This is a genomic window from Pseudomonas sp. zjy_15, assembly GCF_043101865.1.
Classification (GTDB): Bacteria; Pseudomonadota; Gammaproteobacteria; order Pseudomonadales; family Pseudomonadaceae; genus Aquipseudomonas; species Aquipseudomonas putida_Y.
Map to the genome: position 1 here is coordinate 25,782 of NZ_JBICII010000118.1, position 12,347 is coordinate 38,128.

The following is a 12,347-nucleotide window of genomic DNA, read 5'->3' on the forward strand; positions in this document are numbered from 1 at the left end:
CCGCCGTAACAGTCCCCGAGGCGTACGGTAACGAAATCCCGACCTTTTCGACCTGCCAAGAATTGCAAAACCCGCTCAAACCCCTGATTTTGCTGGGTTTTCAAAAGTTGGCACGGCACCTGCTATATCTTTGGTACAAGAACAATAACAAGCACTGCAACTCATAATAAGAACAAGACGAAACGGCTCACGCACAATAAAAACAAGATGGCGGAGGCGCAGCTAACTGATTCTTTTGGAGAGGATGCGTGTTTGGGGCTTGCCCCACAACCAGGCAGAGAACAACAAAAACTGCACTAAAAAGCAGCGCCTGAACTGGTTGGATCGACAGATCAACGTGTCATCAGCGGCCAAAGCAATCCGTTTGCTCTTTATCCCCGGTTTGGGGGTCGTCCACAAGTTTCGAGATTTGTGGACAGGGCGCTCAACAAAAACAAGAAGCCCAGCAAAAAAACAATAAGAGCACGCAATGACTTCTTGGGGAGCTTAGGCTCCCCTTGTCATTTCTACCCTTCTGGCAGGCATCCTGATACCCGCCTACACCATTCCCCGAGTAAATGCTAGAATCCCCGCCCATCATGCGGCCATTCTCCTATTCTTGGCCGAACATTCCTTCACACAGTGCATCCCATGCTGAAGAAGCTGTTCCAGTCTTTCCGCCCGCCCGTACCGGGCCCGCACCACAGGCGCACCACGCCCGAGGTGATCAACAAGAGCCAGCACTCGCTGCAGCGCCACCAGTTCAGCCGTCATGCGGTTAACATCGTGGAGCGCCTGCAAAGCGCCGGCTACCAGGCTTACCTGGTCGGTGGCTGTGTCCGCGACCTGATGCTGGGCATCACGCCGAAGGACTTCGACGTGGCCACCAGTGCCACCCCCGAACAGGTCCGTGCCGAGTTCCGCAACGCCCGCATCATTGGTCGCCGCTTCAAATTGGTCCACGTGCATTTCGGCCGTGAGATCATTGAAGTCGCTACCTTCCGCGCCCACCACTCCGAGGACGACCAGGGCGATGCCCACCGTTCGTCGCATAACGCCAGTGGTCGCATTCTGCGAGACAACGTGTACGGCACCCTGGAAGAGGACGCGCAGCGCCGCGACTTCACCATCAACGCCCTGTACTACGATCCGGTCAGCGAACGCATTCTCGATTACGCCAACGGTGTGCACGACGTGCGCAATCGCCTGCTGCGGCTGATCGGGGACCCGACCCACCGCTACCAGGAAGACCCGGTGCGCATGCTGCGCGCGGTGCGTTTTGCTGCCAAGCTCGACTTTGGCATCGAAAAGCACACCTTCCTGCCGATCCGCGGTCTGGCCCCGATGCTGCGCGAGATTCCACCCGCACGCCTGTTCGAGGAATGCCTCAAGCTGTTCCTCAGCGGCCAAGGTGCCATGGCCTTCGAAATGCTGGTCGATCTGGAGTTGTTCGAACCGCTGTTCCCGGCCAGTGCCCAAGCGCTGGACGAGCGGCCGACCTACACCCACACGCTGATCAGCCAGGCGCTGAACAACACCGACCTGCGCGTGAAACAGGGCAAGCCGGTGACACCAGCCTTCCTGTTCGCTGCTCTGCTCTGGCCAGCTTTGCCGGCCCGTGTGCTGCACCTGCAGAACCAGGGCGTGCCGCCGATCCCGGCCATGAACGGTGCGGCCCACGACCTGATCGCCGAGCAGTGCGCGCGCATTGCCATCCCCAAGCGTTTCACTCTGCCGATCCGCGAGATCTGGGACATGCAGGAGCGCCTGCCGCGCCGCAGCGGCAAGCGCGCCGACATGCTGCTGGACAACCCGCGTTTCCGCGCCGGTTACGACTTCCTGCTGCTGCGTGAAAGCGCCGGGGAAGAGACCGACGACCTGGGCCAGTGGTGGACCGATTACCAGGACGCAAACGACAGCGAGCGCCGCGAGATGATCCGCGAGCTTGGCAGCCGTGACGAAAGCGCCGGCCCGCGCAAACGCAAGCGCAGCGGCAGCAAACGCAAGCGCAGTGGTGACGAGGCGTTCGAGTGACCATTCGTGCCTACGTAGGCCTGGGCAGCAACCTGGACGCCCCTGCCGAGCAGTTGCGTAGCGCCTTGCAGGCGCTTGACCAGGTCGAAGCCACGCGCCTGGTAGCTGCCTCGGCCCTGTACACCAGCGATTCGCTGCTGCCCGGCCAACCGCGCTACACCAATGCCGTCGCCGCCCTGGACACCGCCCTGGCACCACTGGCATTGCTCGATGCGCTGCAGGCCATCGAAAACGACCAGGGGCGCGTGCGCAAGGAGCGCTGGGGCCCACGCACGCTGGATTTGGACATCCTGCTGTTCGGTGACCAGGTGCTCGACCAGCCACGCCTGAAAGTGCCGCATTACCACATGCATGCCCGCCCCTTCGTGCTGTATCCGTTGGCCGAACTGGTACCTGGCGATTTCCGCCTGGCCGATGGCCGCGCCCTCGCGCAACTGCTCGACGAATGCCCGTTCGTCGGCCTGGAACGCCTGTAAACCGGGCGTTCCAACCTGCATTGCCACCTCGGTAACGCCAGTAACACCCTGATCGTAACAATGCGGTAACAGGGTGATTGACTTCCCACACCTCGCTCACGACTATAGGCGTCCCGTGTGGCACCAAAGTGCCGCATACCCGTATTTAGGCCCGGACGGACCTGTGCCCGAACATCACGCGCGATGATGTGCCGCTCCGGAAGATGACTACACGCGTTGAATGCAGTCGTTTTTTACAGCGCCTGAACGAGGAATTTCCTACATGCCTGAAGTAACCCTTACCACCCTTAACGGCTTCAAGGCCAAGGGTGAAAAAATCACCATGCTGACCTGCTACGACGCGACCTTCGCCAAGGCCGCCAGCCAGGCCGGCGTTGAAGTGTTGCTGGTGGGCGACTCGCTGGGGATGGTCCTGCAGGGCCACGACAGCACCTTGCCAGTAACCACGGCGGACATGGCCTACCACACCGCCAGCGTCAAACGCGGCAACGACGGCGCGCTGATCCTCACCGACCTGCCGTTCATGGCCCATGCCACTCCGGAGCAAGCCTTTGCCAACAGCGCCACACTGATGCAGGCCGGCGCCCACATGGTCAAGATCGAAGGCGCAGCCTGGCTGGCCGAAACCATCCGCTTGCTGGCCGAACGTGGTGTGCCAGTCTGCGCGCACATGGGCCTGACCCCGCAAACCGTCAACGTGCTGGGCGGCTACAAAGTGCAGGGCCGCCAGGAAGCCCAGGCCCGGCAGATGCGCGCCGACGCCATTGCCCTGGAGCAGGCCGGTGCGGCCATGCTGCTGCTCGAATGCGTACCCAGCGAACTGGCGGCGGAAATCACCAACGCCGTAGGCATCCCGGTAATCGGCATTGGCGCCGGCAGCGCCACCGATGGCCAGGTACTGGTACTGCACGACATGCTCGGCCTGTCGCTGAGCGGCCGGGTACCGAAGTTCGTGAAGAACTTCATGCAGGGCCAACCGGATATCCACAGCGCCCTCGTCGCTTACGTCGAGGCAGTCAAGCAAGTCAGTTTCCCAGGCAGCGAACACGGGTTCAGTGCATGAATACAGTCAAGACCGTCCGCGAACTGCGCGCGGCAGTGGCCCGCGCTCGCGGTGAAGGCAAACGCATCGGTTTTGTGCCGACCATGGGCAACCTGCACAGCGGCCATGCAGCCTTGGTGTCCAAGGCTGCGCAGCGCGCCGATTTCGTGGTCGCCAGCATCTTCGTCAACCCGCTGCAATTTGGTGCCAACGAAGACCTCGACAAATACCCACGCACCCTGGCAGCCGACCAGGAGCGCCTGGTGCAGGCCGGCTGCAACCTGCTGTTCGCGCCCACCGTGGAAGAGATGTACCCCGACGGCATGAGCGTGCAAACCCGCGTCAGCGTGCCCCAGCTTTCCGAAGGCCTGTGCGGCGGCAGCCGGCCTGGGCATTTCGAAGGCGTGGCCACCGTAGTGAACAAGCTGTTCAACATGGTCCAGCCAGACCTTGCCGTGTTCGGCGAGAAGGACTATCAGCAGCTGGCGGTGATCCGCGCCATGGTGCGCGACCTGAACATGCCGATCCAGATCATCGGCGAACCCACCGTGCGTGCCGAGGATGGCTTGGCGCTGTCATCGCGCAATGGTTACCTCACGCCAGAGCAGCGTACTGCTGCGCCAGCGCTGTACCGCACACTGCAGCACATTGCAGCGGGCATCGGCCGTGGCCAGCGGGATTTTGCCGCGCTGGTCGCTGAAGGCCAGGCACAACTGAGCGCAGCGGGTTTCCGTCCGGATTACCTGGAAGTACGCCATGCCGTAAGCCTGCGCCCGGCAGTGATCGATGATCGAGACCTGGTGGTGATTGCGGCGGCTTACCTGGGTAACACGCGGTTGATCGACAACCTCTACCTGCATGTGGAAGAGAAGACCGCATAATGGTCTTGGGCTGCCTTGCAGTCCATTCGCAGACAAGCCCGCCCCTACACGTTCAGCTGTAGGGGCGGACTTGCTTGTAAGCCCCCCCAAAATCCCCCTTCCTTAGCCATTCCCAGCGCGTGGCCTTTGCCTATAATGATGCCAGCCTGAACCCGGCAATGGCTGCCGTGTCCAAGCCCTCACCACGCACCAAGGGAACCCCGCGCAATGGCGTATTACCGTACACCCCACGATGTGACGGCCCTGCCCGCCTGGCAGGCGCTTCAGAAACACCGCGACGCCATGCAAAGCTTCAGCATGCGCGAAGCCTTCGCCGCCGATGCCAAGCGCTTCGACCAGTTTTCCCTTAGCGCTTGCGGCCTGTTCCTCGACTACTCGAAAAACCTGATCACCGAGCAAAGCCGCGATCTGCTGGTCAACCTGGCCAATGAAGTGGGCCTGCAGGACGCCATCAAGTCGATGTTCGGTGGTGAGATCATCAACGCCTCCGAAGGCCGCCCGGTGCTGCACACCGCCTTGCGTCGGCCCGTAGGCGACAAACTCAATGTAAACGGCGTGAACGTCATGCCGGAAGTGCACAAGGTGCTCAACCAGATCACCGAACTGGTCGGCCGCATTCACGATGGCCTGTGGCGCGGCTACAGCGAAAAGCCGATCACCGACGTGGTCAACATTGGTATTGGCGGTTCGTTCCTCGGCCCCGAGCTGGTGTCCGAAGCGCTGCTACCCTACGCCCAGCGCGGCGTACGCTGCCACTACCTGGCCAACATCGACGGCAGTGAGTTCCACGAGCTGTCGGCCAACCTGCGCGCCGAAACCACCTTGTTCATCGTCTCGTCGAAGTCGTTCAACACCCTCGAGACGCTGAAAAACGCCATGGCCGCGCGGACCTGGTACCTGGCCCAAGGCGGCTCGGAAGCCGAGCTGTACCGCCACTTCATTGCAGTGTCCAGCAACAAGGCCGCTGCTGTAGCGTTCGGTATCCGCGAAGAAAACATCTTCCCGATGTGGGATTGGGTGGGCGGGCGCTACTCACTGTGGTCGGCCATCGGCCTGCCGATCGCCCTGGCCATCGGCACTGCCAACTTCAAGGAACTGCTGTCCGGTGCCTACACCATGGACCAGCACTTCCAGACCGCACCGTTCGACAAGAACATGCCGGTGCTACTGGCCCTGTTGGGCGTGTGGTATGGCAACTTCTGGGACGCGAACAGCCACGCGATCCTGCCGTACGACCACTACCTGCGCAACATCACCAAGCACCTGCAGCAGTTGGACATGGAATCCAACGGCAAGAGCGTGCTGCAAGACGGTACCCCGGTGAAGACCGACACCGGGCCGGTGATCTGGGGCGGCGTGGGTTGCAACGGCCAGCACGCCTACCACCAGTTGCTGCACCAGGGCACCCAGCTGATTCCGGCCGACTTCATCGTGCCGGTGGTGAGCTTCAACCCGGTGGCCGACCACCACCAATGGCTGTACGCCAACTGCCTGTCGCAGAGCCAGGCGCTGATGCTGGGCAAGACCCGCGAGGAAGCCGAAGCCGAATTGCGCGGCAAAGGCCTCAACGAAGCGGACATCGAAAAGCTGGCCCCGCACAAGGTGATCCCGGGTAACCGCCCGAGCAACACGTTGGTGGTCGAGCGCATCAGCCCGCGCCGCCTGGGTGCGCTGGTGGCCATGTACGAGCACAAGGTGTTCGTCCAGAGCGTTATATGGGGTATCAACGCGTTCGACCAGTGGGGCGTTGAGCTGGGCAAGGAACTGGGCAAGGGCGTTTACCAGCGCCTGGTCGGCAGCCTGGAAGACAGCGCCGAAGACGGTTCCACCCAGGGCCTGATCAACTACTTCCGCGGCCGTCACCGCGGTTGATCCGAAGCTTGTGCCGGCCTCTTCGCGGGTAAACCCGCTCCTACGAGACTATGCATTACCTCGTAGGAGCGGGTTTACCCGCGAAGAGGCCGGCCCAGGTTGAACACCTCTCCCAGCTACACTGTCTTATCGAATAGCCGTTGCAGTCCATCGCCCCTTAAAAGAGCAGGACCACCCGCCATGTTCGATATCCGCAATTACCCGCAGGCCCTGGCCGTCAGCCAGTCTGCCACCCTCAGCACCGACGACTACCACCGCCTCTACCGCCAGTCGGTCGACGACCCTGACACGTTCTGGGCAGAACAAGCCAAACGCCTGGACTGGATCAAGCCCTGGTCAAGCGTACAGCAATGCGACCTCAAGACCGGCAAGGCCCGCTGGTTCGACGGCGCGCAACTCAATGTCAGCTACAACTGCATCGACCGCCATCTGGCCCAGCGCGGCGAGCAAACGGCCTTGCTGTGGGAGGGCGACGACCCCAAGGACTCCAAGGCCATCACCTACCGCGAACTGCACCGTCAGGTCTGCCGCCTGGCCAATGCAATGAAAGCGCGTGGTGTGAAGAAAGGCGATCGGGTGTGCATCTACATGCCAATGATCCCCGAGGCCGCCTTCGCCATGCTCGCCTGCACCCGCATCGGCGCCATCCACTCGGTGGTGTTCGGCGGTTTTTCCCCCGATGCCCTGCGAGACCGTATCCTCGATGCCGACTGCCGCACCGTGATCACCGCCGATGAAGGCGTGCGTGGTGGCAAACGCATCCCGCTGAAACAGAACGTCGACAAAGCCTTGGCCAACTGCCCGGCGGTCAGTAGCGTCTTGGTGGTGCGCCGCACTGGCGGCGATGTGGCCTGGGTCGAGGGCCGCGACCTCTGGTACCACGAAGCGACGAAGGCCGCCGGCGACGACTGCACTCCTGAGCCGATGGAAGCCGAAGATCCGCTGTTCATCCTCTACACCTCCGGCAGTACCGGCAAACCCAAAGGGGTGTTGCATACCACCGGCGGCTACCTGCTGCAGGCAACGATGACCTTCAAGGTGGTGTTCGATTATCGTGACGGCGAGGTGTTCTGGTGCACCGCCGACGTCGGCTGGGTGACCGGCCACAGCTACATCGTCTATGGCCCACTGGCCAATGGCGCAATCTCGCTGATGTTCGAAGGCGTACCCAACTACCCGGACACCTCGCGCTTCTGGCAGGTGGTGGACAAGCACCAGGTGAACATCTTCTACACCGCCCCGACTGCCCTGCGCGCACTGATGCGCGAGGGCTCTGCGCCGCTGCAGAGCACCTCGCGCAAAAGCCTGCGCCTGCTGGGCAGCGTCGGTGAGCCGATCAACCCGGAAGCCTGGGAATGGTATTTCGAGGAGGTCGGGCAGAAGCGCTGCCCGATTGTGGATACCTGGTGGCAGACCGAAACCGGCGGCATCATGCTCACCCCACTGCCCGGCACGCAGTCGCTCAAACCCGGCTGCGCCACCCAGCCAATGTTCGGCGTGCAACCGGTGCTACTGGATGAAAAAGGCAAACTGATCGAAGGCCCCGGCGCCGGCCTGCTGGCGATCAAGGCCAGCTGGCCCGGGCAGATCCGCAGTGTCTACGGCGACCACCAGCGGATGGTCGATACCTACTTCAAGCCCCTGCCCGGCTACTACTTCACCGGCGACGGTGCCCGCCGCGATGCCGATGGCGACTACTGGATCACCGGGCGCATCGACGATGTGATCAACGTTTCCGGGCACCGCATCGGCACCGCAGAAGTAGAAAGCGCACTGGTGCTGCACGACAGCGTGGCCGAAGCCGCGGTGGTCGGCTACCCCCACGACCTCAAGGGCCAGGGCGTCTACGCCTTCATCACGACCATGAATGGCGTGTCGCCGGATGACGCACTCAAGGCCGAGCTGCTGGCCCTGGTCAGCAAGGAAATCGGCAGCTTCGCCAAGCCTGAGCTGATTCAGTGGGCGCCAGCGCTACCCAAGACGCGCTCAGGCAAGATCATGCGGCGTATACTGCGCAAAATCGCCTGCAACGAGCTGGAGAATCTGGGCGATACCTCGACCCTGGCCGACCCAAGCGTGGTACAGGGCCTGATCGACAAACGCCTCAACCAGTAACCGGCGGCCGCCAATCATGGCCGCCCTGCACAACAGGTCGCCATGGAAGCCCTTCGTCGCCGCATCGAAACCCAGGTCATGAGCCTCACTGGGCTGGCCCTCGGCCAGCTCGACCTGGAATCGCCCAAGGGCGACCCCGGCCTGTTCGGCCCGCACAGCATCAGCTGGCGGGTACATGGCGACTTCCCGAGCATGCTGGTCGGTGGCATCAGTGCGCTGATGCTGCAGTTGTTGCATCCACTGGCCCTGGCCGGTGTGTGGGACCACTCCAATTTCCGTGAAGACCTGCTCGGCCGCTTGCGCCGTACCAGCCAGTTCATTTCCGGCACCACCTTCGGGGCCACTGGCGATGCCGAGTGGCTGATCGACAAAGTGCGCACCATTCACCTGCAGGTCACCGGCACGGCACCAGATGGCCGCCCCTATGCGGCCAGCGACCCGGACCTGTTGACCTGGGTGCATGTAGCGGAGGTCAGCAGTTTCCTAGCCGCCCACCTGCGTTACCGCAACCCACACCTGCCACGCGCCGAGCAGGATGCCTATTACAACGAAATCGCCCTGATCGCCGAGCGCCTCGGTGCCCGTGACGTGCCGCGCTCGTGCCAGCAAGTTGAAGACTATCTGCAACACATACGCCCGCAGCTGCACTGTGATGCGCGCAGCCATGAGGTGATACGAATCCTGCTCGACGCCCCTGCCCCCAGCCGCCTGGCACAGCCGGTTGGCAAACTGATGCTGCACGCGGGTATCGACTTGCTGCCCGGCTGGGCCCAGGCCATGCTCGGCCTGCAGCACGGGCCCCTGCAGCAGCGCCTGATCCGCCTGGGCCTGCGACGCACCGCGCCCGTCCTGCGCTGGGCAATGCGCGACGGCTCGGCACACCGGGCCAAACGGCGCATGGGCATTGATTGAGCGCAAAAAGGTCGCCCCTGCGGAACTGATTTAACGTGCCATACTCCAAGCACTCCTGCTTAGACAGACGAAGCGACACATGTACAAAGGATTGACTCGCGCCGCTGGCGCAATCGTGGCCCTGGTAGCCCTGTATAGCCTGCTCGGCTTTCTCATTCTTCCCGGTGTCGCACTGCGCATCGCCAACCAGCAGTTGGCCCAATACGCCACCGTGCCGGCCCACCTCGAACGGATCGAACTCAACCCCTTCAGCCTCGAGCTGACGCTGTGGGGCCTGCAGATCGGCGAACCGGGCAAGGAGCAGGTCGGTTTCGAGCGTCTTTACGCTAACGCCTCGCTCGACAGCCTGTGGACCAAAGCCCTGCATCTGGAAGCGGTGGAACTCGACAAACCGCGCAACGAAGTGCGGTTCGCCAAGGACGGTACCCTCAACCTGACCGGGTTGTTCAAACTACCGGCCAGCGAAGCCAAACCCGAAGAACCGCCCAGCGACCCGTTCCCGCTGCGTATTGGCAGCATCAAGCTCGTCCAAGGCTACCTGCACTTCGAGGACCTGCGCCCCAGCGAGCCGATCGAGTTTCTCTACGACAACATGAATCTGGAGCTGAAAAACCTCAGCACCCTGCCCAACGACAGCGCCGACATGACCTTGGTGGCCAGTGGCCCCAACGGCGGACACATCGACTGGAAGGGCACCCTGAGCCTGTCGCCGATCGCCTCCGAAGGCACGCTGAAGGTCACTGACGGCAAGATGAAGCTGTTCTGGCCCTACGTGCGCGATGCCGTGCCACTGGTGCTGGAAGACGGCGTGTTCAACCTCGATACGCATTACACGCTCAACCTCGCCAAACAGACCGAGCTGCTGCTGGATAACGCCTCCGTACACATCGCGCCATTCGCCATCAAGGCGCCGGATGGCCGACCGTTGGTACGTCTGGCCAGCCTGGAGGTTAGCGAAACCTCCATCGATCTGGTCAAACAGCAGGTCACCGTCGGCAAGGTCCGCAGCGAAAAACTCGAAACCTGGGCGGCGCTGGAAAAAGACGGCCAGCTCGACTGGCAGAAGCTGTTCGCCAGCCAACCCGCCAAGGCCACGCCCCAGGAAAAGGCCGAGCCGGCTGCCGCAGAACCTACGCCTGAAGAGAAAGCTGCCAAGGAGCCAAGCAAACCTTGGCAAGTGCTGCTCAAGGACGTGCAGTTGCGCAATTACCTGGTGCACCTGGCAGATCGCAGCCAGAAGGAACCGGTAGCGTTGGACATTGGCCCCCTCAACGCCGACCTGCAAGATTTCGACAGCCTCAACCAGTCGCCCTTCACCGTCAAACTCGACACAGGTGTGGGTAAGCAGGGCAAGCTGCAGGCCGCAGGCCAGGTCAACCTGGCACCGATATGGGCAAAGCTGGATGTGAGCACCCGCGACATCGACCTGCGTGTGGCCCAGGCCTACATCAGCCCGTTCATCCTGCTGGAGCTGCGCAGCGGCATGCTCTCCAGCGACCTCAAGGTCGACCTGAAGAACACCGAGCCGTTGGCCTTCAATGTTACCGGCAAGGCGCAGGTCAGCCAGTTGCATACGCTGGACACCATCAAGAGCCGCGACTTCGTCAAATGGCAGCAGGTGAACGTGGACGGCTTGTCCTACGTGCACGGCGATGCACTGTCGATCGACAAGGTGACCCTGCTGCAGCCCTATGCACGCTTCATCATCAACGAAGACCGTACCACCAACGTCAATGACCTGCTGATCCCGCAACCGGCCGGCACCCCGACGAGCAGCCAGGCCAAGCCGCCCACGGCCAGCAACAGCAAGCCGCTCGGCATTCGCATCGACCAGATCGACATCAAGGACGGCTCGGCCAACTTTGCCGACCTGTCGCTTACCCCCAACTTCGCCACGGCCATCCAGCAACTCAACGGCCAGATCGGCACCATCGACAACCGCAAGCCGCTGCCGGCCAATGTCGACGTCAAGGGCAAGGTGGACCGCTACGCACCGGTTACCATCAAGGGCGCACTCAACCCGTTCAACCCGCTGGCCAGTCTGGACATTGCCACCAGCTTCAAGCGCGTCGAACTGACCACGTTGACCCCCTACTCCGGCAAGTTCGCCGGCTTCCGCATCCGCAAGGGCCGGCTGAACCTGGACCTGCACTACTTGATCACCAACGGTCAACTCAAGGCCGAGAACAAGGTAGTAGTGGAACAACTGCAACTGGGCGAGAAAGTCGACAGCCCGGATGCGGTCGACCTGCCGATCCGCCTGGCGGTGGCATTGCTGAAGGATACCGAGGGCAAGATCTCGATCGAGCTGCCGGTGTCTGGCGACCTCAACAACCCGCAATTCAGCGTGATGCCGATCGTTTGGCAAACCCTGCGCAACCTGGTACTGCGCGCGGCGCAGGCACCATTCAAATTCATTGGCGGGCTGATCAGCGGCGGCGGCTCGGAAGACCTTGGCAACGTGGCGTTCGCCCCGGGCTCCAGCGAACTCAGCGGCGATGCCCAGGCGTCCCTGGACAAGCTGGCATCCGCGCTGAAAGAGCGCCCGGGACTGCGCCTGGAAATCGAAGGCACCAGCGCCCAGGCCAGCGATGGCCCGCTGATTGCCCAAAAGCGCCTGGAGCGTGAGTACCAGACTATCTGGTACAAGATCCTGCAGCGACGGGGTGACAAGGTGCCGGCCAATGCCTCGATGCTGGTGATCGACGACGACGACAAGCCCGCGATGCTCGAAGGCATTTACCGCACCCGCCTGAAAAAGCAGCCGCCAGCAGAATGGGAGCAACTGAGCCGTGACGAGCGCACCACCAAGCTGCGCGAAGCCGTGATCAAGTCATGGGCTGAGAGTACCGCCTTGCTGCGTACACTGGGCCAGGAGCGGGCCAGCAGTATCAAGGATTACCTGGTGGACAAGGGCAAGCTGGAAGATGACCGGGTGTATTTCATCGATACCAGCCTGGGCCAGCCTGAAAGCGATGGGCGGGTGATTACGCCGATGCACCTGGATGCCGAGTAATCCCCTCTGGCAGGCCTGGC

General features: G+C 62.3%; 8 protein-coding genes. All 8 read left to right on the top strand.

The genetic code is table 11. The features are described 5' to 3' along the window. Positions 1–630: 630 nt before the first annotated feature. Positions 631–2,013 carry a polynucleotide adenylyltransferase PcnB gene (locus ACF8EF_RS23270; RefSeq protein WP_176685366.1) on the top strand — a complete coding sequence of 461 codons (1,383 nt, stop codon included), beginning with the start codon at positions 631–633 and terminating at the stop codon, positions 2,011–2,013. Continuing rightward, a complete protein-coding gene (gene folK, locus ACF8EF_RS23275) occupies positions 2,010–2,489 on the top strand; it encodes a 2-amino-4-hydroxy-6-hydroxymethyldihydropteridine diphosphokinase (protein WP_010955348.1) in 480 nt (159 codons plus the stop codon). Before ACF8EF_RS23270 ends, folK begins: the two co-directional genes overlap by 4 nt. A 262-nt stretch (positions 2,490–2,751) precedes the next feature. Then, positions 2,752–3,552, top strand: coding sequence for a 3-methyl-2-oxobutanoate hydroxymethyltransferase (gene panB, locus ACF8EF_RS23280; protein WP_176685368.1), 801 nt, complete (start codon positions 2,752–2,754; stop codon positions 3,550–3,552). Further along, positions 3,549–4,412, top strand: coding sequence for a pantoate--beta-alanine ligase (gene panC / locus ACF8EF_RS23285; RefSeq protein WP_392462325.1), 864 nt, complete (start codon positions 3,549–3,551; stop codon positions 4,410–4,412). The genes panB and panC overlap by 4 nt, the downstream gene beginning before the upstream one ends. 207 nt (positions 4,413–4,619) lie before the next feature. After that, positions 4,620–6,284, top strand: a complete 1,665-nt coding sequence (gene pgi, locus ACF8EF_RS23290) for a glucose-6-phosphate isomerase (protein ID WP_209963406.1) — start codon at positions 4,620–4,622, stop codon at positions 6,282–6,284. A 180-nt stretch (positions 6,285–6,464) separates the two neighbouring features. Then, positions 6,465–8,399, top strand: a complete 1,935-nt coding sequence (gene acs, locus ACF8EF_RS23295) for an acetate--CoA ligase (RefSeq protein WP_392529355.1) — start codon at positions 6,465–6,467, stop codon at positions 8,397–8,399. A gap of 42 nt (positions 8,400–8,441) precedes the next feature. Beyond that, positions 8,442–9,311 carry an oxygenase MpaB family protein gene (locus ACF8EF_RS23300; protein WP_209963401.1) on the top strand — a complete coding sequence of 290 codons (870 nt, stop codon included), beginning with the start codon at positions 8,442–8,444 and terminating at the stop codon, positions 9,309–9,311. A 79-nt stretch (positions 9,312–9,390) separates the two neighbouring features. After that, entirely contained in the window at positions 9,391–12,327 is a 2,937-nt protein-coding gene (locus ACF8EF_RS23305) for a DUF748 domain-containing protein (RefSeq protein ID WP_392529357.1), read from the top strand. Positions 12,328–12,347: the final 20 nt, after the last annotated feature.